22 protein-coding genes and 1 pseudogene are annotated in these 23,734 nt (G+C 53.8%); 13 read left to right on the forward strand and 10 right to left on the reverse strand.

Annotated features, from left to right (window positions below; genetic code table 11):
* Positions 1 to 262: 262 nt before the first annotated feature.
* The 4 genes from QN399_RS04970 to QN399_RS04985 all read left to right on the forward strand — a co-directional run bounded on the left by QN399_RS04970 (position 263) and on the right by QN399_RS04985 (position 4,881).
* The gene (locus tag QN399_RS04970; RefSeq protein ID WP_330200683.1) at positions 263 to 2,722 is read left to right on the forward strand and encodes a fimbria/pilus outer membrane usher protein; all 2,460 of its coding nucleotides are present in this window, start codon (positions 263 to 265) and stop codon (positions 2,720 to 2,722) included.
* Positions 2,719 to 3,525: a molecular chaperone gene (locus QN399_RS04975; protein ID WP_330200630.1), complete on the forward strand. Its 807-nt coding sequence runs from the start codon at positions 2,719 to 2,721 to the stop codon at positions 3,523 to 3,525. Before QN399_RS04970 ends, QN399_RS04975 begins: the two co-directional genes overlap by 4 nt.
* Positions 3,522 to 4,511, forward strand: coding sequence for a fimbrial protein (locus tag QN399_RS04980; RefSeq protein WP_330200631.1), 990 nt, complete (start codon positions 3,522 to 3,524; stop codon positions 4,509 to 4,511). Before QN399_RS04975 ends, QN399_RS04980 begins: the two co-directional genes overlap by 4 nt.
* 118 nt (positions 4,512 to 4,629) lie before the next feature.
* On the forward strand, positions 4,630 to 4,881 hold the full coding sequence (locus QN399_RS04985; RefSeq protein ID WP_322178080.1) for a hypothetical protein: 252 nt from the start codon (positions 4,630 to 4,632) through the stop codon (positions 4,879 to 4,881).
* Positions 4,882 to 4,910: 29 nt separating this feature from the next.
* On the opposite strand, the gene QN399_RS04990 is transcribed toward QN399_RS04985, so the two are convergent.
* The 4 genes from QN399_RS04990 to QN399_RS05005 all read right to left on the reverse strand — a co-directional run bounded on the left by QN399_RS04990 (position 4,911) and on the right by QN399_RS05005 (position 7,559).
* Complete coding sequence (locus QN399_RS04990) at positions 4,911 to 5,663, reverse strand: YkgJ family cysteine cluster protein (protein ID WP_322178081.1); 753 nt, start codon at positions 5,661 to 5,663, stop codon at positions 4,911 to 4,913.
* A 104-nt stretch (positions 5,664 to 5,767) separates the two neighbouring features.
* Entirely contained in the window at positions 5,768 to 6,091 is a 324-nt protein-coding gene (locus QN399_RS04995) for a hypothetical protein (RefSeq protein WP_330200632.1), read from the reverse strand.
* A gap of 65 nt (positions 6,092 to 6,156) precedes the next feature.
* Complete coding sequence (locus QN399_RS05000; protein ID WP_330200633.1) at positions 6,157 to 6,612, reverse strand: GNAT family N-acetyltransferase; 456 nt, start codon at positions 6,610 to 6,612, stop codon at positions 6,157 to 6,159.
* A 44-nt stretch (positions 6,613 to 6,656) separates the two neighbouring features.
* Positions 6,657 to 7,559, reverse strand: coding sequence for a chemotaxis protein (locus tag QN399_RS05005; RefSeq protein WP_322178084.1), 903 nt, complete (start codon positions 7,557 to 7,559; stop codon positions 6,657 to 6,659).
* A gap of 335 nt (positions 7,560 to 7,894) precedes the next feature.
* Between QN399_RS05005 and hmpA the strand changes: the two genes are divergently transcribed.
* Positions 7,895 to 9,076 carry an NO-inducible flavohemoprotein gene (gene hmpA / locus QN399_RS05010; protein ID WP_322178085.1) on the forward strand — a complete coding sequence of 394 codons (1,182 nt, stop codon included), beginning with the start codon at positions 7,895 to 7,897 and terminating at the stop codon, positions 9,074 to 9,076.
* A gap of 239 nt (positions 9,077 to 9,315) precedes the next feature.
* Here the strand turns inward: hmpA and QN399_RS05015 are convergent.
* The 5 genes and pseudogenes from QN399_RS05015 to QN399_RS05030 all read right to left on the reverse strand — a co-directional run.
* Positions 9,316 to 9,414: pseudogene (locus QN399_RS05015) on the reverse strand (hypothetical protein); the annotation flags it as partial.
* A gap of 21 nt (positions 9,415 to 9,435) precedes the next feature.
* Entirely contained in the window at positions 9,436 to 9,714 is a 279-nt protein-coding gene (locus QN399_RS26780; RefSeq protein ID WP_369125129.1) for a 2Fe-2S iron-sulfur cluster-binding protein, read from the reverse strand.
* Positions 9,660 to 10,403, reverse strand: a complete 744-nt coding sequence (locus tag QN399_RS05020) for a ferredoxin reductase (RefSeq protein WP_330200634.1) — start codon at positions 10,401 to 10,403, stop codon at positions 9,660 to 9,662. The genes QN399_RS26780 and QN399_RS05020 overlap by 55 nt, the downstream gene beginning before the upstream one ends.
* 16 nt (positions 10,404 to 10,419) lie before the next feature.
* Positions 10,420 to 11,772 carry an SLC13 family permease gene (locus QN399_RS05025; RefSeq protein ID WP_322178087.1) on the reverse strand — a complete coding sequence of 451 codons (1,353 nt, stop codon included), beginning with the start codon at positions 11,770 to 11,772 and terminating at the stop codon, positions 10,420 to 10,422.
* Positions 11,773 to 11,826: 54 nt separating this feature from the next.
* Positions 11,827 to 13,053 (reverse strand): aromatic ring-hydroxylating dioxygenase subunit alpha, encoded by a 1,227-nt coding sequence (locus QN399_RS05030; protein ID WP_322178088.1) that lies wholly within the window; start codon positions 13,051 to 13,053, stop codon positions 11,827 to 11,829.
* 242 nt (positions 13,054 to 13,295) lie between these two features.
* Here QN399_RS05030 and QN399_RS05035 point away from each other — a divergent pair, with 242 nt between their 5' ends.
* Positions 13,296 to 13,838 carry a hypothetical protein gene (locus QN399_RS05035; RefSeq protein WP_322178089.1) on the forward strand — a complete coding sequence of 181 codons (543 nt, stop codon included), beginning with the start codon at positions 13,296 to 13,298 and terminating at the stop codon, positions 13,836 to 13,838.
* A gap of 76 nt (positions 13,839 to 13,914) precedes the next feature.
* Here QN399_RS05035 and QN399_RS05040 read toward each other — a convergent pair whose 3' ends face one another.
* The gene (locus QN399_RS05040) at positions 13,915 to 14,832 is read right to left on the reverse strand and encodes a helix-turn-helix transcriptional regulator (protein WP_322178090.1); all 918 of its coding nucleotides are present in this window, start codon (positions 14,830 to 14,832) and stop codon (positions 13,915 to 13,917) included.
* A 371-nt stretch (positions 14,833 to 15,203) separates the two neighbouring features.
* On the opposite strand from QN399_RS05040, the gene QN399_RS05045 reads away from it, so the two are divergent.
* The 7 genes from QN399_RS05045 (at position 15,204) to cyoE (ending at position 23,690) form a co-directional block, all read left to right on the forward strand.
* Positions 15,204 to 16,457 (forward strand): MFS transporter, encoded by a 1,254-nt coding sequence (locus QN399_RS05045; RefSeq protein WP_323565747.1) that lies wholly within the window; start codon positions 15,204 to 15,206, stop codon positions 16,455 to 16,457.
* 1,474 nt (positions 16,458 to 17,931) lie between these two features.
* Positions 17,932 to 18,441, forward strand: a complete 510-nt coding sequence (locus tag QN399_RS05050) for a disulfide bond formation protein B (RefSeq protein ID WP_322178092.1) — start codon at positions 17,932 to 17,934, stop codon at positions 18,439 to 18,441.
* Positions 18,442 to 18,922: 481 nt separating this feature from the next.
* On the forward strand, positions 18,923 to 19,861 hold the full coding sequence (gene cyoA / locus QN399_RS05055) for a ubiquinol oxidase subunit II (RefSeq protein ID WP_323565746.1): 939 nt from the start codon (positions 18,923 to 18,925) through the stop codon (positions 19,859 to 19,861).
* A 3-nt stretch (positions 19,862 to 19,864) separates the two neighbouring features.
* Positions 19,865 to 21,841 (forward strand): cytochrome o ubiquinol oxidase subunit I, encoded by a 1,977-nt coding sequence (gene cyoB, locus QN399_RS05060; RefSeq protein WP_322215143.1) that lies wholly within the window; start codon positions 19,865 to 19,867, stop codon positions 21,839 to 21,841.
* Between the two features lie 3 nt (positions 21,842 to 21,844).
* The gene (locus QN399_RS05065) at positions 21,845 to 22,459 is read left to right on the forward strand and encodes a cytochrome o ubiquinol oxidase subunit III (protein ID WP_219060991.1); all 615 of its coding nucleotides are present in this window, start codon (positions 21,845 to 21,847) and stop codon (positions 22,457 to 22,459) included.
* Entirely contained in the window at positions 22,460 to 22,792 is a 333-nt protein-coding gene (gene cyoD, locus QN399_RS05070) for a cytochrome o ubiquinol oxidase subunit IV (protein ID WP_219060992.1), read from the forward strand.
* A 10-nt stretch (positions 22,793 to 22,802) separates the two neighbouring features.
* Entirely contained in the window at positions 22,803 to 23,690 is an 888-nt protein-coding gene (cyoE, locus tag QN399_RS05075; protein ID WP_322178095.1) for a heme o synthase, read from the forward strand.
* Positions 23,691 to 23,734: the final 44 nt, after the last annotated feature.

Below are 23,734 nucleotides of genomic sequence, written 5' to 3' on the forward strand. Positions count from 1 at the left end.
CTCCAGAATTTTTTATTCATCGAGCAATCCGAGTGACGGCCTCTGCGTTGACTCGGCAGTTTTGCGCCTGCGCGAAAGGATTCTCCGGTGCGACTGTACTCCAAGGATTGAGTGATAACAGCAAATGGAACGGCTCAACCGAAGTACCCAGGGATTTTTTTCAGGTGATCTCCTGCGCACCAATAAAAGCCTCCCGAGGTTTTATGTGCGCGCATCGTTCAGGCTCAGTACGCTCGCCATGGGTGTTGGTATGGCGTTGTCGATGCAGGCCATGGCGGCGCCAGATCAATCCGGCGACGCCGCAAAGGGTTCCCCAGTGGAATTCAATACGGCCTTTATCCAGGGCACCGATGAACCCGCCGACCTCAAGGAATTTTTGCGGGGCAACAGTGTTTTGCCAGGCGTCTACCGGGTGGATGTGTACGTCAACCGGGTCCTGAGTGGACGCAATGATGTCAGGTTTACCCAAAATACGGCCTCAGGCTTGATCGAACCCTGCCTGACGTTGGAGATGCTCCGGGCATTTGGACTGGACATGGAGCGCTTGCACAACGACGCAAGCCTGGCGGTTGATTTGCAACCGAGTGCTTGTTTTGACCTGGCGGCACAGGTCGAATTTGCTCGGGTCGACTACCAGCCCAATAGCCTGCGCCTGAATGTCAGCGTGCCGCAGACCGCCATGGCCCGTAGTGCTCGAGGTTACGTGTCACCCGAACTCTGGACTGAAGGCGAGACCGCCGCCTTCATCAATTACAGCTTCAACGGCGCCCGTCGGCACAATCAGCAAGAACGCACGGATCAGTATTACCTGGGCCTGCGAAATGGCCTGAACCTGGGCGCCTGGCGCCTGCGCAACGAGTCGTCGCTGACCTACGGCGGCAATCAGCCTTATCGCTTCAGCAGCAACCGCACGTTCGCCCAACGTGACCTGACGCGGCTCAAGGGGCAACTGACACTCGGTGAGATCTACTCAAACTCGCTGATTTTTGACAGTGTGCGGTTCAGCGGCGCCGAAATCGCCTCCGATGACGGCATGCTGCCTGACAGCGAGCGGGTCTACGCTCCGACGATTCGCGGTATTGCCGAGACCAATGCCACGGTTGAAGTTCGCCAGAACGGCTTTCTGCTGTACAGCAGCAACGTTTCTCCGGGGCCGTTCGAGATTACCGATATCTACCCCAGTGGCTCCAATGGAGATCTGTTGGTCACGGTGGTGGAGGCGGATGGGCGCACGCGCACCTTTACGCAGGCATTTACCTCGTTGCCGATCATGGTGCCCAACGGTGCGTTCCGCTACAGCCTCGCCGCCGGTCGATACGACAGCAATGCCGATCAACAGTCCTCGCCGACATTCACCAGTGGCACCCTGGTTTATGGTCTATCCGAACGGTTGACCGGGTTCGGTGGACTGCAATGGGCCGAGGATTATCAGGCGGCGAATGTCGGGGCGGGGGTCAACACCGGCTTGGGGGCTTTTTCGGCCGACGTGACGCAGTCGATCAGCCAGGCGCGTGTGAGCAAGACTAGCCAGGGCCAAAGCGTGCGGTTGCGCTATGCCAACACCCTCGATGTGACGAACACCACCTTAGCCGTCGCGGGTTATCGCTATTCCACCGAGCAATACCGCACGCTGCAGGAGCACGTAGAGGAACTCGATGGGCGCATCGCTCGAACGGTCACCGGCCGGGCAAAGGATCGGGTAGAGCTCAATGTCACGCAGTCGCTGCCGGAGCAATCCGGTTCGTTGAGCCTGACCGCCAGCGATCAGCGTTACTGGAACCTGCCGGGTAAAACTCGTCAGTTGTACCTGTCCTACAACAGCGCATGGAAAACTGTCAGTTACAGTCTGTCGATCGAGCGTAACCAGCAATTGGACGGTGACGGGCAGGCCAACACCGATCATCGGCTTTCCCTGAGCCTGACAGTACCGTTGGGCTCAAGCTCAAGCGCGTCCCGGACATCGTTCAATCTGGTGCGCGACAGCCAAGGAGACTACAACGCCCAGGCCGGTCTCAGCGGCCAGGTGCTGGACAATCGAAATGCTTTTTATTCGCTACAGAGCGGGCGCGACAGCGGCTCCGGCACTTTCGGATCCGGCAAACTTAACACCACCACGCCCTACGGTCGCTTTGAGGCCGGGTACAGCCAGGGTCGCGATTACGATGCTTTTAGCGTGGGTGCATCAGGGTCGCTGGTTGCTCACGGCGGCGGGGTGAACTTCGGACAGCCTTTGGGTGAAACCTTCGCCCTGGTCGAGGTGCCAAACGTCAGCGGTGCAAAACTGACCAACTACAGCAACGTCGAGACTTCGGACAACGGTTACGCGGTGTTGCCTTACGCCCAGCCTTACCGAACCAATTGGGTCAGTCTGGACACTCGCCAGTTGGGGGCGGACGTCGAGGTGGATAACGCAATCGTCCAGGTGGTGCCACGTCGCGGCGCCGTGAGTGTCGTGCACTTTGCCGCGTCGATCGGTCGCCGTGTGCAATTCGAACTGGTGCGCACTGATGGCAGTAAGGTGCCGTTGGGCGCTAGCGTAGAGGACGAGCACGGCAAGTCTTTGGCGGTGGTCGACCCCACCAGTCGCGCGTTGGTGTTGACCGGTCAAGATCAAGGCGTACTGCGAGTGAAGTGGTCCGATCAAGGCTGCCGGGTGCCCTATAGCCTGCCGCCAAAGGACCCGTTACGTGCCTATGAACGACTGAAGGTGACCTGCCAATGAGTCTGTCGAAACGACTCGGTCAGAGGCTGATCAGCCTTATGTTGCTACTGATGGGGGTCGCCAGTGCCAGCGTGCAGGCTGCGGTGTCCCTTACCGGAACGCGGTTGATCTTTGACGGGGCTTTTCGCGAAGTCAGTATCGAAGTGATCAACCGGAGCCCTCGCGAGGTGCTGCTCCAGGCGTGGTTGAGCAGCGCCGCGAATGAGGGCGATGGCGTGCCTGATGATCTGCCGTTTGCCCTGACGCCTCACCTGTCACAACTGCCTGTTAACGGCAAACAGGCGCTACGCATCTTGTATGAAGGCGTCGGTATGCCGCAGGGGCGGGAGTCGCTGTTGCACCTGTACGTGATGGAAATCCCTCGGCGCGCAGAAGGTGAGAACCCACTGAGCATTGCCATTCGCCAGCGCATCAACGTGTTTTATCGCCCGCCAGGTTTGCCCGGTGATCCGGCTGATAGCGCCCAGGAATTGCTCTGGCAGCTGACCCGCGATGCGAACGGCAGGATGTCGTTGCAGGTCAGCAATCGGTCTGCTTTCCACGCCTCACTGCAGGACCTGCAGCTCGAGGGCCGCGCTGGAAAACATGACGTCAGCGACTACCTGTTGCTGCTGCCGGGGACCACCCGAATCTTACCCCTGAGCGCCGCCGAGCCCGCTGACAGCCAATGGCAATACATGTCCTTCAAGGCCCTTACTGATTATGGCGGCCAGCGCAGTTACCGCGCCGAAATTGACGGACGTTTACCGTTCAAGGCCAGGTTGCTGCCAGGCATTACCCACTTAAAAGGCTTACAACCATGATCGATATTCGCTGGATTCGATGTCTACTGCTGGTACTGCTACTGGCCCCGGCGACGTGTTTTGCCTTGGTCTGCAAGGAGCAGGGTGCAGGCGCTGCGGTGATCAATGGCGATCTGGGCAGCACTGTTGCCATTCCTGCCGCGTCGCCCGAGGGAACAATCGTCTGGCGCTCGGATCGGTTCAATGCTCAGGTCGAATGCTTCAAGGACGGTCTGCAAGAGCAGCAGGAGGAAGTGTTCATTTATCTGAACCCGGATAACGTGCCGATTGGCCAAGGTATTCGCGCGGGTTTGACCGTCGACGGTATCGATTATCTGCAGAACAGCGGCCGGATAGGCACAGGCCAGAGTCTGCCTGTTTGTCATGAAAGTGACGCGAATATGGCTGCATGTCCGCGCATCACCTTCAATCTGGTGTTCTCGGTGTTCGTGCAAAAGTTCGGTCCGACGCCACCGTCGGGGGTGGCCAGTCATCTGCTGGACTATCGGATGTTCCAACTCGACAGTGCGGCAGGCTTGAACCCGTTGCCCGGCTACAGCCTGAGCTACGTCATCAATAACCTGACCGGCCTGCGTTTCATTGCCTGCGATGCCGAGCTGCAGGTCACCCCGGAGACCGTCGAGTTTGGCTCGATAGGGATTAAGGAGGTAGCGGTGGGGCGGGTCATTGATCGACGTCCGTTTTCACTGGTGACCAGCCGCACCTGTGACACTCCGTTCAGCCTCGATGCGCGATTCAAGCCGGTGTCAGGTGTGCTGTCTGGCGATTTACTGATTCCCACGGCCAACGACGGCGTCGGTATCCGCATCATCAATGGCCGCGATGGCGCGACGTTGCCTTACAACCAGTCCTTCCATCTGGCGGATCTGCTCGGGACGAGTCAGTCGGCGAAGGCCGATTTCGAGGCCGAACTGGTCTGGCAAAGCCAAACACCCAAAGCAGGCGCCTTCGAGGCCGAAGTCATCATTGATCTGTTTTACAAATAGCAGGCGATAGGAGGTGAGTGGTGATGGCGGCAGGCCGCCTGTGATTCAGGTATGCTGCCGGGCCTTGGGCGACTGCCCATTTTCGCCAGATGACTGACTCGATACTTTTGGAGCTTCCATGACTACCCCCGAACACACGCCAGCTCCTGAAGCCGTCGTCACCGAAGAGGTGACAGTCGTCGAGCCGGGTGCTGAAACCACCGATAAAAAAGCCGCCATTCCTGCGTTCAGCTTTCCATTCAAACCGGGCGAGTTGTTGCAGGCCAAGACCCAAGACTCGCTGTATTACAAGAAGTCGGGCAAAGCCAGTCATAACAAAGTCCCCGGTGTCGCGCCTCACGGCACACGCAAGACCATGGGCAAACGCTGATTTTCAGGCCTGCCCAGCCTCGCCGGGCGTTATGCAAAAGAAATGAAGGCATAGTCCAGCGGATCGGCGCTCACCACCTGAGCGCCGGCCTGTTGCAGCGTATTGGCAATCTCCGCGCCCGATACGTGAAAACCCCAACCCGGTTCGACGGACAGCGCAGGTAACGTGCCGCTGTCGGCGATCTGTTGCGTGGCGGCCGCAAAGGCCTGCATGTCCGGCAGGTACGCGGTAAAACCGTCACCTTTGAGGGCGGTGGTGCGGATCCCCAGCAGTTTACAGATAGCATCTTTGGCGGCGACCTCATCGCGATCCGCCTGGCGCGATTGTTCGATCAGTGCCGTCAGTTGGGTATCGACCAGGTTGCCACCGACGATCAAGTCCGGCCCGTGCTCCCATGCATTCGGCGGACAACCTTTTGCTTCAGGTCGCAGGGGGATGTGCGGGTTGATCTCCATCGGGTAAATCCGACAGACCAAGGGACGTCGTTCATAGATACGGCACAGGTTTTCTGCGTCAAGATTCCGACAAGGCCCGACGTTATAAGCCGCGAAGGTAATGGCGACATACACCTGCGCTGTGCCGCTGGGCACCCGGCATGAACGACGTTGGGCATGCGTGCGTTGCAACTCAGGCACGCCATAACCGTCTTCGAGGAAACCCTCTACGAGGATGATCACCGCGCCGCCGTCAGCCGCCCATTGGCTCGCCTCGGACAGCGTCAGGGGAACGTGATGATCGGTGCAACACTTGCCACAACCTACGCATGAAAACGGTGTGTTCATTGACGTAAAAGACCAGAAAAGACGCGCGTTGACGGTGACAATTTGCAGGCGCGGTCACCGCCGGGGACAAGTGTCGAAGCAAATTGTGCGCCACTGCCAAGCGTCTATTTTTTCGGCAACGTGGTCATTTCATCCCACTCGGTCACGGTGGCTTTTTGGGTTTGACGTTGGTACAGGCACAGCTCGGTGCCGGTTTTGTTCTTCATGTGCGCCTGCGGGTAGCGGCCTTTGAGCAGGAGTGCGCTGTACCCGACGCGGTCATCGAACAAGGCTGCGGTGCCGGCCGGTTTTACCTCTTTAAGCTGACTGGCGTTTATGCAACTGGCGATGACGGCTTTGTCCAGGTCGCTCCAGGCCTGGCTGCTGGACGCATTGGCATGGGTTGCAGCAACCGCAAGGGCAATGCACAGCGCAGTGGATGCTTTCATATCAGGCTTCTTCCGAGTGGTGCTTCCAAAGGTCGGATTATGGCAGACGCCGTTGCGAGGCGGCCTTAGTCGACAGTAAAGCGCTGGACGTAACGCATACCTGATGTTTCATACAGGCGCCGAGCGTCATGGTTATTGTCCATCACCTTGAGGTCGACGCACGCTTCACCCCGCACGCGGAAAGCCTCGAATGCATGGTTCAGCAGGGCACGTGCGAAGCCTTGGCGGCGGGCGCGTGGATCCACCACCAGATCTTTGATAAAGGCACTGGTCCAGCACTGTACAACGCCTACTACACCGTATTCATCAGCAGCGATAAAACACAGTGACGGGTCGAACTCGGGGTCGGTGGCGAACGCTTTGTGCCAGTCCTCATAGTCCGGCACGCTGCCTTCGCCTTGCTGGTAACCGAGTACCAATAATGCGTGCACTTGTGGCGCGAGTTCAGGGCTGAACTCGAGAAGGCTAAGTGCGGCAGGCCATGCTGTGGGGGCGATGGTCTGAAGCAGATCGCGGCGCATCAGCCAGCACCAAGCCGTCGAATCCTCTGGCTGGGGGGTCTGTATTAAATGCCCTGGGCCTCGACCGTACGGGCTGCCTGAATCAAACATTTGGTCAACTCGGGTGAAGAGAATTTAGTCAGCACGGCATTTGCTCCTGCAGCCTTGGCTTTTTCGCTGTTCATCTTGCTGTCCAGAGAGGTGTGCAGCAGGACGTACAGGTCCTTGAAGTCAGGTGTTTCACGCAGGGTACGGGTAAAGGCATAGCCGTCCATTTCCGACATTTCAATGTCGGATACCACTACGTTGATCTGCTCCTCCGTGCCTTGCAGTTCGAGCAGGCGGTCGATGGCTTCTTTGGCGCTACGGGCGGTGTGGCAATGAATGCCAAGATTGCGCAGGGTGATCAGCGATTGCTGCAAGGCGACCTGGCTGTCATCGACCACGAGGATCTTGGCTTTGGCCAGTACCTGGGCGTCTTCTTCGCTCAGGTGCGCAGGCTCGTCGGCGATGATCCTCGCCGGGGCGATGCCGTGGATGACTTTTTCGATATCCAGCACCTGTACCAGCACGCCGTCGACCTGAGTCACACCCGTGATAAATGACCTGTTACCAGAGGCGAAGGGTGGAGGTCGGATGTCCGTGGTCAGGCAATGCACGATCTTACTCACTGCCTGCACGTGCAGGCCCTGTTTGGAACGGCTGACATCCGTGACGATCAAGCAGCCACCCGAAGGGTCGAGCAGCGGTTGTTCACCAATGGCCCGACTCAGGTCGATCACCGACAACGATGCGCCGCGCAGGACGGCGATACCTTTGACGTGAGGATGGGATTCGGGCAAGCGGGTCAGGGCAGGGCAGGGGATGATCTCGCTGACCTTGAGCAAGTTGATGGCCATCAGCTTGCCGCTGCGCAACGTAAACAGCAGGAGTGACAGGGAGTCAGCGCGGGCATTATTTGAGGACATATCAACCTTCTGAAAATTAAAGGCGTCGCTACAAGAGTGGCAAACAGCTTTCGATGCCGGGTTATCGACTTGCAAAGGTTTCGCTTTAGGGTATTTGTGCCTCAGGGCAGTAAACAGTCAAGCCGATCAATGATGCTGTCGGCAAAATCAGCGCAAGGCAGCGTTGTGTTTTGGTAGTCATAAGGACGCAAAGGAGTCTTATTGACTATTATTTATCATGTGTCATTTTGACTTAATATTTTCAAGCTATTGATTTTTATTATAAAAATAGCTGGCACGAATCCTGATGTGTAAGCGGCAATTAGCTAGAAGCCTTGCGGCTCAGGAGTCCAATCGTGTTGAACGCTCAAGATCGTGCCATCGTCAAATCCACCGTGCCCCTGCTTGAAAGCGGTGGAGAAGCGCTGACCACTCATTTCTACAAAATGATGCTCGAGGAATACCCAGAGGTGCGCCCGCTGTTTAACCAGGCGCATCAGGCCAGCGGTGATCAGCCCCGCGCGCTGGCCAACGGTGTACTGATGTACGCACGGCACATCGACGAACTGGAGCAGTTGGGCGATCTGGTGGCGAAAATCATCAACAAGCACGTCGCTCTGCAAATCCTGCCTGAGCATTACCCTATCGTCGGCTCCTGCCTGATCCGCGCCATCGCCGAAGTGCTGGGACGCGACATTGCCACTGACGAAGTATTGCAAGCCTGGACCCATGCGTATCAGCAACTGGCCGATATTCTGATCGGTGCCGAGGGCGCGATCTACGACGAAAAAGCCGAAGCCGTTGGCGGCTGGCGCGGTGCGCGTGAGTTCAAGCTGGTAAACCGGGTGGATGAAAGTGCCGAGATCACTTCTTTCTATCTGCAACCTGCGGATGATGGGCCGATTCTCGGGTTTACCGCGGGTCAATACATTGGTTTGCAGTTGTTCATCGGTGGCGAAGAAATGCGCCGCAACTATTCGCTCTCGGCAGTGGCCGGCGGCAACCAATACCGCATCAGCGTCAAGCGCGAACCCAATGGCGTGGTGTCCAACTACCTGCATGACCAACTGCAGATTGGCGATAGCCTCCAGTTGTTCACACCGTCGGGCGAGTTCACCCTGACTGAGAGCCAAAAGCCGCTGGTGCTGATCAGCGGCGGCGTTGGCATCACGCCGACATTGGCGATGCTTGAGACCGCGCTGGAAACCTCGCGTCCCGTGCACTTTATCCATTGCGCGCGTAATGGCGCGGTGCATGCGTTTCGCGATTGGGTCGATGGTCTGGCCGGTCGTCACCCGCAGCTCAAGCACTTCTATTGCTACGCCGAAGACGATGGCGTGAGCCCTGCGGCGGATGCGGTTGGCCTGCTTGATCAGCAGCAGCTGGAACAGTGGTTGCCCGAAGATCGGGATCTGGATGCCTACTTCCTGGGTCCAAAAGGGTTTATGGCAGTGGTCAAACGCCAGCTGAAAGCAGCCGGCGTACCCGAGAAGCAAAGTCGCTACGAGTTCTTTGGCCCGGCTTCCGTGCTCGAATAAACCCGGCGCGATAAAAAATGCCGTCAGCCTCTGTCAGGGGCTGGCGGCATTTTTTTGTCCGCGCTTCGCAGGGTCTATTCGGTCCGCATGACATGCAGCATTCGAGAATAAATTCCCTGCCCAAGGTCCCATATTCATATTTGCGGAGGTATTCACACGACCTTCACAGGCCTTTTGCAGATCCCTGTCGGAATTTATTCGCGAATGTTTCGATAGGGCATGCCTGACACCCCGGAAATTTAAGGCTTATGTGGCCGCGATATGCTTTCGCGGGGCTGCATTTTCAGCAGACGGCCGAGCGTGCGTTGGAACTCAAAGTTCAGGCGAACACTATAAACTCCACACAATGGATGATGGGATTACAGATCCAAGGTGAGCCAAGGGCCCATACACCTTGAAACACAGGGGAGCATTTTATTGTTCATCGCCCTGTCTTCGGTGCTTAGTACTTCGTCGCGGTGGTGTGGCACTCCATCCAGTACCGTTATGACGCATGCTCCGCAGACTCCAGCCTCACAGGATGTTTCAATCTCGATAGCGTTCTCAAATAGAATATCCGTAATCGACTTGTTGGAGGGGACTATCAACGTAATACCTGTACGAGCGAGAACGACTTCGAATGACTCGTTGTTAAGCAAGGGTTCGTCGAAGCAGGCGAAAAATATTCATAATGGATGTGGGATGGAGGTAGGCACTGACTAGCTAATAACTTCACGGACGCCATAAAGGGCGCAGGGCCGCAAAAGTACACGTGTGGAGTATCAGAGGTGGCGAGAAGTATATCCTGCAGCGCTAAAAGCGTCGCGGAAGGATTAAGTCCAAAATAGAAGTGGACTTGTGACGAAAAATTGCAATTTTTCAGCCTGGCCGCATACGCGGCGGCCCCCGGTGATCGAGCAAAATAGTGGAGTTCGAATATCTTGCTCGATTGATGCAGGCTATGACACATTGCGAGCAGTGGCGTTACTCCGATCCCGGCCGCGATTAATACAACGCGCTCTGCAGTTTCATCAATAGAGAAATGGTTGAGCGGCTGGCTTATCTTGATTGAATTTCCGACATGCAGGTTCGCATGCAATCGAGCCGAGCCGCCGCGGGATACCGGATCTCGCTTAACGGCGATTTCATAAACGCCTTCTTCACCAGGGTCATTGCACAATGAGTATTTGCGGATGAGTCCATCGCAAATATACACGTCGACATGTGCGCCTGCTTCGAAACGAGGCAGGGATAATGAAGTTTCCTCTGCCACAAGGCGCCAGGACACCACGTCGCTCGCTTCATCTTGGCGGGATATTACACGCACCGACATAGTAGACTGAGTCATATTTATTACCTTGAGATTAAAGAAACCCTATTAATTTCCACCAAAGTGCGTTGGCAGGGATAACAAACACGAGTCCAAAGAATCCCGTCAAGAGACAGTATCTAAGAGCGTCCGCGCGGTGTATCCGTGATATATCGATACCAAAAGCCACGGGGGGCGACTGGTAGGGAAGAAGTGTTGTGGAATAGCCCATCACCTGAGAGAGCATTCCCATTTTCAAAATGGCACTGTCATGTAGAATGGAACTTGCCATTGGAACAAATAAGGCAGGTGCGGCATTTGATGTTACCAGTGAGCTAAGTAGTACCGACAATCCCGTCATAAATGTATAGGCCAGCATTGGGTCTTTCAGAGACACGTTCGTAATGATTTCTGGAGGCGAGCTATCGAGATGTCCAACCAATGCTGCCAAGCCAATAACAGCCGCAATGAACCATAGCAAATCTATTTTTAATGTCGTTATGAATTTATCTAGTTTTTCAGAAGTAGATGTCAAAAAGTAAACAATGACAAACCCAAGTCCAATCCAGCCCGGAGCGATATGATGCATCGCGTCGGTAAACCACAAAAAAAGCATCAAAGAAATCAAGCCCAGAGTGCATTTCTCTTCTCCGGACCAGGGACTCAGCGGGGCGAACCGGTCGATTACCTCTATTCTGTCATGGAAGAAAAAATATGAGACTGCAATTAGTACGCCTCCACGGATCAATACGCCAGCCGGAAAGAAATAGAATAGATACTCGGAATAACCAAGCGTTATATCTTCTGTCTCTTCCAGCGTACCTGCCATAATCAAGTTTGGTAAGTTTGCGGGCAAAACAGCTGCAGCGAGCGCATATGAACCTACGACGACTAGCAATAAAATGCCACTTCGCCCTTTACGGCTCTTATCAAGACCGGCTGCGTCACAATAACCTAGGGCGAGAGGAACTAAGATTGCGATTCGACCGAACGTCGACGGCATCACCAAGGACAAAATGAATGCCACAGTAGCAAAAACAAACAGAGCCCGCAGGTAAGAACCGCCAATTGTTTGCGCCAACAGTATCCCTATTCGTTGACTCAATCCGCTTTCTTTTAATGCGAATCCTATTACCATACCGCTGAATACTAGCCAGAAGGCACTTGAAGCAAAGCCGGAGAAGATTTCTGACGTCGGCACCTCAGTCATCGTGACGGCCATGAGGAAAAACAAAAGTGACACCAAGAAACCGGGAATAATAGATGTCGCCCATAATAGAATGCTCACAAATACGATGCCTATAATGCGCGCATTCATTGCATTCATTTGCCCAGACAAGACCAACGATAATAAGACCGCGACGCCTCCACTTAATCCCAGCATTGTCGTAAAGCCTTTCTTCGTCATACCCACCCCTTTTACTCAATCAAATGCGCCTAACGATTCGTCGGCACCGTGGCATTACGATCGTGCAACGGGAGAGCTTGCTGGGATTTCGTACTCCTCATGAGCGTGATCGAAAATATCCTCGAACGCCTTTTTCTGCACAAAACTTGGATCGGGTTGGCAACTCATCGGCAGATAGCCTCCCATCCATTGGCGAAGATCGGTGACTTTCGGACAGTCCCCGTAAATATTGGCTATTGGACGGCCACCCGCCTGAACAATCTCAATTTGTTCTTTAAGCAACTTTCGGAACATGACAACGCCACGATCCGAGGCGCCAAGGAGCTCGTTCGTGCGATCCAGGATAGCCCCCTGAGTTTCAACGACCATGGCATCCTGACTCATGAATGTATCCATGGTGTAGCGGCCTTGATCATCCATCCTGGAAGGCTGGGTAATAATTTTTGGAGGAAGCACAGCCTGATTATCTGCCAAACTCTTTGAGGGTAAAAAAGAAACCCAGAAGATGCGCGTTGTCGTATCGTCAACGGGCACGCGCCAGTGCATTTCGGTCATGATCCGCAGCATGTTGGGAAATACCATCAGGTTGCCCCATCCCCGACCAAACCCTTCATACTCCCAGCTTTTCACGATGCCCCAGTCAAACCGTTGAAAGCCAAAACGCTTAAAAGGCTTGTTGAATCCTGAGTTATCCGCTATCCCCAAATGCTCAAAATATTTGGAATGGGTATAAAAAGTATGAGTGACATCTACTGCGTTCTCTTGAACCTGTAGCCAGTTACAGGCGAGATCATCTTGAGTCTCAAAATGGCGAACCCCATCGTTTCGGGTAAGGATGTCCCAGTTTGGAAAGGCAGGCTTATCCACCTCAGGCCCTAAATAGGCGAAGATTAATCCACCGCACTCCTCGGTCGCATAGCTTTGAATCAGCTTTTTACAGGCGCGGTTGGCCTTTTCTGATTCAAAGGGCCGCTCTACGCATTCTCCTGCTCGATTGTATCGCCAGCCGTGATAAGCACAGCGGATTGACTCCCCTTCTACGAAACCATATAGCAACGAAGCTCCACGATGAGGGCAGCGCTCCTGAACCAGCAGCAGCTTGCCTTCTTCAGTTCGTGCCAGGATCAGGTCCTCCCCCAACAACCTAACCTTCTTTGTCTGCCTCGCTTCATTCAATTCAGAAGAGAAACCTAGAGGATGCCAATACCTACGCATAAGGTCACCGCATGGGGTGTTGGGACCTATACGTGTCAGCATTTCATTGGTTGCTTGATCGAGCATCAGATTTTCCTTTTCTCGTGATTTGAACCTGGACGGCCTGGTGCGTAGACGGCCTAAAGGTGATTGATTTTGGGATGTCAATTTGTCTATTTTTTTAGACTATCAGGAGAGAAATATCCATTCAAGCGTTAAAATTCACCAGAATATCGGCGCTTATCAAAAAAACGGCAGATTTCGTATCAAAATTGATATAACCTGCAGCTGTGCAATGCGTTATTTTCTATTTTTAAAGGAGGCATAAAATGCCGGTAGTGGGCGTGATGGGGTCGGGCACAACAGAGTGGATCGAGCTTGCCAATCCGCTTGGTCAGTGGCTTGCAGAGAATGGATATGACTTAGTGACCGGCGGGGGGAGTGGCTCGATGCTTGCTACCTGCCGCGCATTCAGGCAAACATCGCCTCGCCTAGGGCGCTCTATTGGCATAGTTCCGACTCAACCAGACCAATCCTGCGGATTCGTGCCATTGGCTGAATATCCAAATCCCTTTGTTGACATCACTATCGTCACACCATTACCGAGGTATGACTCCAACACGCCAGTCGCGGCGCTTAGCCGCAACTATGTGAACATCTTGACGAGTGATGTGGTGATCGCGCTGCCAGGGGGGCTAGGTACGCTCAATGAACTGGAGCTTGCTGTCCGGTTCTCAAAGCCCGTGATGTGCTTCGGTCCAGTCGATGCTTTTCGTCAAGCACCGGACAATATTGAAAGAACGGAAGATTTCAAGCGAGTTTGCCGTTTTATTGTTGGCGTCACTAAGACTTCGGTTGCATCTATAGTATAGCTCCCTATGGGGACTGGGCTTTTTGGAGCGCTCGGTCAGGACGGCGCCATCATCCATATAGTGGTATGGCAAGTGATTAGAGCTTGGCAAGCAGATCTATTAGCAATTGCCTTGCGCTGTTCCCTGAACTAGCTCGATCAAGGAGGCCTAATGTCATTTTTTTATACATGTCAACAACTTCCGGGGCGGAAGCGACACTTGCAATGCCAGTGTCGATATTCGGTAACTCTCCTAGACGGTAAGGGCTAACGGCTACGTAAGACGCGTGGGGCTGTTCGAAAATCTGGAAAGTGGTACTGGGCAAGCTGTCATCTATAACAAATATTTCAATATTGGATTCAGCACCGATGAGATCAATTAGATGCTCGACCTCCCGTCGAGCAAGCAGGGCACGCTCCATTCTTACGCTTGGCGGCAGATCTAAACGCCCCACCAAGCCGATATGAAGAAAGCGTTCTATTTGCCTGAGGCTGATAATTTGCCTGACCTTGAATTTGTGCTTCAAGAATGTCTCTTTCCGCTCATTCAAAATGCTCAATATCAGTATTTGCTTGAGACCGTCCTCATCGGTGAAATCCTTTGGCCTGGACTCGCCAAGCATGGTGACAAACTGGTCGTTGTATGCTGGTGAGGTCAGTAGGTAGGAAAATGGGTCAAAGTACGAAAGGATGCGAGTTGACTTGGCTTCCAACTGACGCATACGTTCGAAATAGCCCAGCGCATTGTCGAAATACTCAGTATCCGAACCTATAAGGCTAGAAAATGACACATCCAAAAGCACCGCTAGTCTCTCTAGGGTTTCCAGTTTGAAAATTTTTCCAAGCTCTAATCTGTAGACGGCGGCACGCGAAATTTGCAGCTTTTCCGCGATCTGGTCCGCATTCAGTTGCCGACCTATTCGATAAGCCCTGAGACGTTCGCCTATTGCTATGTAATCAATTTGACTCACTTGCGCGGCTTCCTGAAGACACCAATCAGTGTGGTTAATAGACATGATGCTTTGCCCCGCGGCCACATCCAGCGAAATGGTATGCCGGTTTCGACTTACCCACTGTATCAATATTTAGACATCCGGCCTATCAGGTAATTTTAAAGCAAGGTCCGTCTTGAGGCGATCCGCCTTGAGCGTGTACCACGAAGATTCTATAGGCAATGGGTTCGCTAGCTAAGCGAGCATGACTTTCACCCTCTATTGTTCTTCGCTTACGCAACACAGGAGCGACGTCAGCGATGCTCACCAGTGCATGAGGGGGGGGCGGTCCCGCCTGTATCAAAAATTAGACAGAAATAAACGCGCTGCCTCATACGCGCCGACGTCCACGTCATAACTATTCAGATGCCGACAGCTTGTTTGGAGAACAAACCGTGAAAGATCCACAGCTACCCAAAAAAATTCAATCCGCCGAATCCCCCGTTAAAGCTTTGATAGCCAGCGTTAGCGGCTATGCGATGGACGGGTTTGACCTATTGATCCTTGGATTCATGCTGCCCGCAATCAGTCTCTCCCTGCAGTTGAACATCTCTCAGGCAGGCTCGCTTGTGACTTGGACTTTACTGGGGGCTGTGGCTGGGGGGCTATTCTTCGGTCAGTTGAGCGACCGTTTTGGTCGAATCAGGGTTCTGAGTTTGTGCATCCTGACGTTTTCTATATTCACTGGGTTGTGTGCCGTTGCTCAGGGATATTGGGACCTTCTGATCTACCGCACCCTTGCGGGCTTCGGCCTGGGGGGCGAGTTTGGCATCGGAATGGCGCTTATTGCTGAAACCTGGCCTGCCAGTAAACGCAATCGCGCCTCTTCATATGTAGCGTTGGGCTGGCAGGCCGGTGTTTTGGCGGCTGCTCTGATAACGCCCGTTCTTCTTCCTCATATAGGCTGGCGAGGAATGTTCCTGGTGGGTTTGGCGCCGGCGCTGGTATCGCTTGTAATTCGTCATGCCATGGGGGAACCGGAAGAGTTCATACGTTCTGCAAAGGAGCCATTATCTTTCGCTCGTCGATTTGGAGAGTTAATCAAAGACCGCCACACCCTGAAGGCAAGCATTGGAGTAACAGTACTGACTTCAGTGCAGAATTTCGGTTACTACGGGCTCATGATCTGGATGCCAAGTTACCTCTCCGAACGGTTCGGCTTCTCTTTGATGCAGTCCGGGACCTGGACGGCAGTGACCGTTGCAGGCATGGCAATTGGCATTTGGATCTTTGGTCAACTAGCCGACAAATATGGCCGGTGGCGAATCTTTCTTGTGTACCAAGCCGGCGCGGCAGTCATGGTTCTCTTTTATGCCCGCCTAGAGGATCCCTTGAGCATGCTGCTCACCGGAGCAGTCATGGGTGTGTTTGTGAATGGAATGATCGGTGGTTACGGAGCTTTGATTTCTGAACTCTATCCTCCCCAAGCAAGAGCGACCGCTCAGAATGTACTCTTCAATATAGGACGCGGTGTGGGAGGCTTCGGTCCTTTGATAGTCGGCGCGATTGCCTACAGCTATTCCTTTTCCGCCGCGATTGCACTGTTGGCATCTATTTACGTTCTGGCCATGCTGGCAACGATTCTATTGTTACCACAGGACAAAGGGCGGAACAATGAACTGGAAACCGTTTTGAAACCTACCGACTAACAATACAAACATCCCCGCGTTCATTCCGCAAAAAAAACGGCTGTATCTATTGATAACGAGGTTTTTCGGTCATGAAGGTGCTCACAAATTAAAATCTGTAACATTATATTAAAGCCGCGGGTCTCATAAAACTTCTTGACCTGAAAACCTGAATGCTTAATTATTACGACATCGCCCGTGAAGCGTCCTACATTACCACACTTAACAACGCATATTTCAGTCGTCACATTCATCGATAGTTTCCATTCAGGCTTCAATTGAAGGCGGTCAGCGTTGAGGCGTTAACAATCAAGTGTTCAAAGCATTTTTTGGAGGAAGCATGTACCCATTGAAACTATTTGGTGAACGCGTTAGCCTAGGAAAAAAACTCTGAATATGACTTCAAGTTCTGGTGAGATATCCAAGTTCCACGGACTAAGTAGTTGAGTTCCAGAAAGAGATACCCGATGCGGAGTACGCAAGTAAGCGTAAATAAACCCGCAGCGATGCATCCTGATGGAAATGGATCAGAACATGCGGTGAAAGGTACGGGGGGCACGATGGCATGTGATGGTGCCTATAGAAAAGGCTCGCCTACAATGTGGAGAACAACCTCTAAAAAGCCGAGAAACTGACCAGTTATTCAATGAGGGCTAACTCTAAAATGTTGATAACAGAGTGCTTAATGTTTAGTGATACACAAACAGCTGAAAGAAGTGGCTATTTTCGATGCTCCTCAAATAATGATTAGAATCAGAGTGTTCAATGTGAACATGGTCTGCCCCTGCTAAGATACTCTTCAGAACAATCGTCAAGGATGCGAGATATTAATATGAATTTCAATGAAGTTTTTCAGCTATTCTCTAATTCCCACTCAGGAACTGATTCATTCAAGCTTGCGATGAACCAATGTGAGGAAATTATTTATCTGCGGCCTGATCAAGCTTCAGTTTGCTTTTTCATAAAAGAGTACTGCAGTACCTATGTTTTGCGGTTTGAGGATCAAGAAGTCCAGCCTGGGTTCGCCAAGAATAAGCACATGGAATTGGTCGGGTACATGAAGGTCCTGGATGCCGCACTCGAGACCCAAAATAGTCGGACTATTCTCGATGCCTTGGATTCAGTTATTATCCTTTATACAGAACGAAAGATCACCGAATAGACAACTGACTTATCGGGATGATTTTGTTTGAAAACCCAAAAAACACATGCATTGAGCTTGTCGCTTGATTACTCAATGCTTGGGTAAGAATGAAGCATCTGAGTGATCATGAGGTCGGCAGCTGTTTTTGTAAGCAATGTGACAAGACAGGATAGGTAGTCAGCGTTCGCGAAGGGTTTGACGCGGTGTGTCAGATCCATCGCCATCGGGCGCCTGAATTGTTCCGTACAGCGGTTTTTCACTTGAGTTGGTAACCTCTGCCCACGATTATCGCGGGCGATCAGACCGTTGTGCATTTACACTCCGGGTCACACCATTTCAAAAGGTAAGGGAATGAGCGACAGCACGATGTACCTAAGACGCGAAAAGCGCTTTCTGGTCTTGCTCGGGGTGATCTGCCTCACGTTGATCGGAGGCGCGCTTTACATGCAAGTGGTATTGGACGAGGCGCCATGCCCGCTGTGCATTCTTCAGCGTTATGCCTTGCTGTTTATCGCCATCTTCGCCTTCATTGGTGCCGCGATGCCGGGCAGACGCAGTACTACGGTGTTCGAGGGGCTGACCGTGCTCAGTGCGATTGGCGGCATCGTCGCTGCCGGCCGTCATGTCTACATCCTGGCGAATCCGAACGAGAGCTGCGGTCTGGATGTATTGCAGCCTATCGTCGACGGTCTGCCGCTGGCGTCCTGGTTCCCGTTGGGCTTCCAGGTCGATGGCTTCTGCACCACGCCGTACCCACCTATCCTCGGTTTGTCGCTGGCGCAGTGGGCTTTGGCTGCCTTCGTTCTGACAGTGATATTGGTACCGCTGGGGATCATGCGTAATCGTCGCACCGCCCGCTGAATTCAGTTGGACACCGCAAAAGCCCTGTTTTCCTACGGAAAGTAGGGCTTTTTTTCAGCCCCGATAATGTCCTTGCTGGCTGATCATTGCTGAATATGAGAATAACTGTTGCAGAATAAGTCATAGTCAACAAATGGTTACATATCTACAATCGCTAACACTTATCAGTCAGCACCGCTTTGCAATTGACAAGAAACGAGGTCGAAAGCGTCTCTACGCACTCTATGTAGATCACGCCGATACGATTTCAGGGACTGACACCCTTTCAAAAAATCCGCACCAAATGGAATTGGTCTGCTAACCAGGCCGTTGCCACACCAGTTCAATAAGAAACCACAGACAATTCTGGATTTGCCGCCCAGCTCTCGAGCTTTTCTGGCAGGCCCTTATTCAATCAAAAAAACATGCCAACACCTGGCAGGGTGAAGTGTTGGCGGTCGAAACCTATGTGCATTGCGTGCGCAGCTTTAGAGGTCGTGAGATGAGTAGAAAAAGGTACCCCAGATTGTTTGGCTCGTTGGCCCTTTTGAGCATGCTTGCGCTGGGTGGTTGCAACATGGCCCTGCTCGATCCAAAAGGGCAGATAGGCATCGACGAGAAAAATCTGATCATCACCGCGACGCTGCTGATGCTGCTGGTGGTTGTTCCGGTGATCATCATGACGTTCGCCTTCGCCTGGAAATACCGCGCTTCGAACACCAAGGCGACCTACGCGCCGAACTGGGCTCACTCCGGCAAGATTGAAGCCGTGGTGTGGGGCGTTCCAACCTTGATCGTGATCGCGCTGGGTATCCTGATCTGGAAATCGAGTCACGAACTTGACCCCTACAAACCGTTGGACTCCAACGTCAAACCGGTGGTCATTGAAGTCGTCGCAATGGACTGGAAGTGGTTGTTCATCTACCCGGAACTGGGTATCGCCACGGTCAATGAGATCAAGTTCCCGGCCAATGTCCCGGTTAACTTCAGGATCACATCCGACTCCACCATGAACTCGTTCTTCATCCCGGGCCTTGGCGGTCAGATCTATGCCATGGCCGGTATGGAAACCAAGCTGCACTTGATCTCCAACGAAGAGCATGTGTACGACGGCATGGCGGCCAACTTGAGCGGCGAAGGCTTCTCGGACCAGAAATTCAAGGCCTATGCCACGTCGCAAGCGGACTTCGATGCTTGGGTCGCAGCAGCCAAAAAAGCACCACACCCGCTTGAAATCGCTGAATTCAATCAGTTGGCCAAGCCTAGCGTGAAAAACCCTGTTGAGTACTTCGCCAGCGTTCAGCCCAACCTGTTCCAGACCATCATTGATAAATATGAAGGGATGAACAAGGCCAAGGGGATGCACCACAAGGCGGACGATGCACCAGAAATGACGGGCATGGACATGAAAATGCATTCGGCTGCCGGCGCAGAGGAGTAAGAGATGTTCGGTAAATTAACGCTGGAAGCCATTCCCTTCCATGTACCGATCGTAATGGTGACGCTGGTTATCATCATGCTGGTGGGTGCGGGATTGGTTGCTGCAATCTCCTATCACCGCAAGTGGTCCTACCTGTGGACTGAATGGCTGACCTCGGTCGACCACAAGAAAATCGGTGTGATGTACATCATCGTTGCGCTGGTCATGCTCCTGCGCGGCTTCGCCGATGCGATCATGATGCGCTCGCAGCTGGCCCTCGCCAGCGCGGGTTCCGAAGGCTACTTGCCTCCGGAACATTACGACCAGATATTCACCGCTCACGGCGTGATCATGATCTTCTTCATGGCGATGCCTTTTGTGGTCGGCCTGATGAACATCGTCGTACCGCTGCAGATCGGCGCTCGCGACGTTGCCTTCCCGTTCCTCAACTCGTTGAGCTTCTGGTTGTTCGTGGTCGGCGCGGTACTGGTCAACCTGTCCTTGGGGCTCGGCGAGTTTGCCCGTACCGGTTGGGTTGCTTATCCGCCGCTCTCCGGCCTGGCGTATAGCCCAGGTGTCGGGGTCGATTACTACATTTGGGCATTGCAGTTGTCAGGATTGGGTACGTTGCTGACGGGGGTGAACTTCGTTGTCACCATCCTGAAAATGCGCACCCCTGGCATGACGTTGATGAAAATGCCGGTGTTTACCTGGAACTGCCTGTGCACCGCGATCTTGATCGTGGCGTCGTTCCCGATCCTCACCGCGACCTTGATTCTGCTGACGCTGGACCGTTACCTGGGCATGCACTTCTTCACCAACGAGCTTGGTGGCAACCCGATGATGTACGTCAACCTCATCTGGGCCTGGGGCCATCCCGAGGTGTACATCCTGATCCTGCCGGCCTTCGGCATATTCTCGGAAGTGACCTCGACGTTCTCCAAAAAGCGCCTGTTCGGTTACACCTCGCTGGTCTACGCGACCATCGCCATTACCGTGTTGTCCTTCGTTGTCTGGCTGCACCACTTCTTCACCATGGGCTCGGGGGCCAACGTCAACGCCTTCTTTGGCATCATGACGATCATTATCTCCGTGCCCACGGGAGTGAAGATTTTTACCTGGCTGTTCACCATGTTCCGCGGGCGAATTCAATTCACCACGCCGATCCTCTGGACCCTGGGCTTTATCGTGACCTTCAGCATCGGCGGCATGACCGGCGTACTGCTGGCGGTTCCGGGTGCTGACTTCGTGCTGCACAACAGCCTGTTCCTGATCGCGCACTTCCATAACGTGATCATCGGCGGTGCGGTGTTCGGTTACCTGGCGGGCTTCGCCTACTGGTTCCCGAAAGCGTTCGGCTTCACGTTGAACGAGCGTCTGGGCAAGTATGCGTTCTGGTGCTGGATCGTCGGTTTCTACCTGGCATTCATGCCGCTGTACGTGCTCGGCTTCATGGGCATGACCCGTCGTCTGAACCACTACGACAACCCGGCATGGACACCGTGGCTGATCGCTGCGTTCTGTGGTGCGCTGGTCATCATGGTCGGCATCATCTTCCAGATCGCGCAACTGGTGGTCAGCATCCGTGATCGCGAGAAAAACCGTGACCTCACAGGTGACCCGTGGGATGCCCGCACGCTGGAATGGTCGACCTCTTCGCCGCCGCCGTTCTACAACTTCGCCGAGCAACCGCACGTCAATGACCTGGACGCCCACTGGGAGACCAAGGAACGCGGTGTACAGAGCAAAAAAGCAGCCGATTACAAGAAGATCCACATGCCGCGCAACACCGGTGTTGGCGTGTATATCAGCTTTGGCAGTCTGGTCTTTGGCTTCGCGTTGATCTGGCACATCTGGTGGCTGGCCGCCGTCGGTCTGGTCGGCATGGTAGCCACCTTCATCATGCGCAGTAACGACGATGACATCGACTACTACGTTCCCGCCGAAGAAGTGGCGCGAATCGAAAATGCACGCCTTCAAACTTTGGCTAAGCAGGCTTAAACCATGTCGAACTTAGTATTAGAAACTCAGATTGCCCATGCTGAGGAGCATGGGCACGAGGATGCCGGGTCCATGACCGTGTTCGGTTTCTGGATCTACCTGATGACTGACTGCATCCTGTTCGCGACGATCTTCGCCGCATACTCGGTGCTCAGTAACAACGTCGCAGGTGGCCCGTCGGGCAAAGACATCTTCGAACTGCCTTACGTGCTGGTAGAAACCTTCTGCCTGCTGTTCAGCAGTATCACCTACGGCTTCGCCATGCTGGCGATGCACAAGGGCAACAAGAACGGGGTTATCGCCTGGTTGGCGGTAACGTTCTTGCTGGGCCTCGCGTTCATCGGCATGGAAATCAATGAATTCCATCACCTGATCGCCGAGGGCTTTGGCCCTGATCGCAGCGCCTTCCTGTCAGGCTTCTTCACGCTGGTCGGTACTCACGGCCTGCACGTGACATCCGGTCTGATCTGGATGGCGGTGCTGATGTTCCAGATCAAGAAGAAAGGTCTGACCGCAACCAACAACACGCGTCTGAGCTGCCTGAGTCTGTTCTGGCACTTCCTGGACGTGGTCTGGATCTGCGTGTTCACCGTTGTCTATCTGATGGGAGCGCTGTAAATGGCTAACGCACATATCAGCCATGGCGGTGCCGACCATGGCAGCCTGAAGTCCTACGCCGTCGGGTTTTTCCTCTCCGTGATTCTGACGGTGATCCCTTTCGGTCTTTTGATGCACCCGGTGTTCCCCAAGACGATGACCCTGGCCATTGTCGTGGCCTTCGCTGTGGTGCAGATATTCGTGCACCTGGTGTTCTTCCTGCACATGAACAGGTCGTCCGAACAGCGCTGGAACATCATCGCCTTCGCCTTTACCGCCCTGATCATTGCGATCGTGGTCGGCCTGTCGTTGTGGATTATGTACAACGTCCACACGAACATGATGGCGCACTGAGGATCTCCCCATGTCGCTGAAGCACTTTATCCAAATCACCAAGCCGGGGATCATTTTCGGTAATGTGCTTTCGGTGGCAGGTGGCTTTTTCCTGGCGTCCAAAGGGCATGTCGACTTTGGCCTGTTCCTGGCTGCTGTCATCGGCACTTCGTTAGTGGTGGCATCCGGGTGCGTGTTCAACAACTGCATCGACCGCGACATCGACGTGAAGATGGAGCGCACCAGGAATCGGGTACTGGTGCAGGGTCTGGTTTCATTGAGACTGGCCCTGATCTTCGCCAGCGTGCTTGGCATCGCCGGGGTGGGCTTGCTGTATACCAAGGCCAACCCGCTGGCGGCGTTGTTCGCGGTGATCGGTTTTGTGATTTACGTCGGCTTCTATAGCCTGTACCTGAAACGCAAATCGGTGCACGGCACACTGGTCGGCAGCTTGTCCGGGGCAATGCCGCCCGTGATCGGTTACGTCGCGGTGAGTAACAGCTTCGACTTGGCGGCACTGACCCTGTTGGTGATGTTCAGTTTGTGGCAGATGCCGCACTCGTACGCCATCGCGATCTTTCGCTTCAACGATTACCTCGCTGCGTCGATTCCGGTCTTGCCGGTGAAGCGTGGCATCGTCGTCGCCAAGCGTCATATCCTGATCTACACCCTGGCATTCCTGCTGGCCACCTTGATGTTGACCGTGGGGGGTTACGCCGGTCTTAGTTACCTGGCCGTCGCGGCCATCATGGGCATGTACTGGTTGTACATGGCCTGGAGCGGTTACAAGGCAGTGGATGACCGGGTCTGGGCGCGCAAGCTGTTCGTCTTCTCGATCTTCACCATTACCGCGCTGAGCGTGATGATGTCGCTGGATTTTCAGGCGCCCAGTGAGCTGCTGCTGACTTACGCACCTTGAGTTGAGCCAGCCGTTGCACCAGAAACGCCCCGTTCTTTGGATGA

This window comes from Pseudomonas sp. 10C3 (assembly GCF_036346185.1).
Taxonomy (GTDB): domain Bacteria; phylum Pseudomonadota; class Gammaproteobacteria; order Pseudomonadales; family Pseudomonadaceae; genus Aquipseudomonas.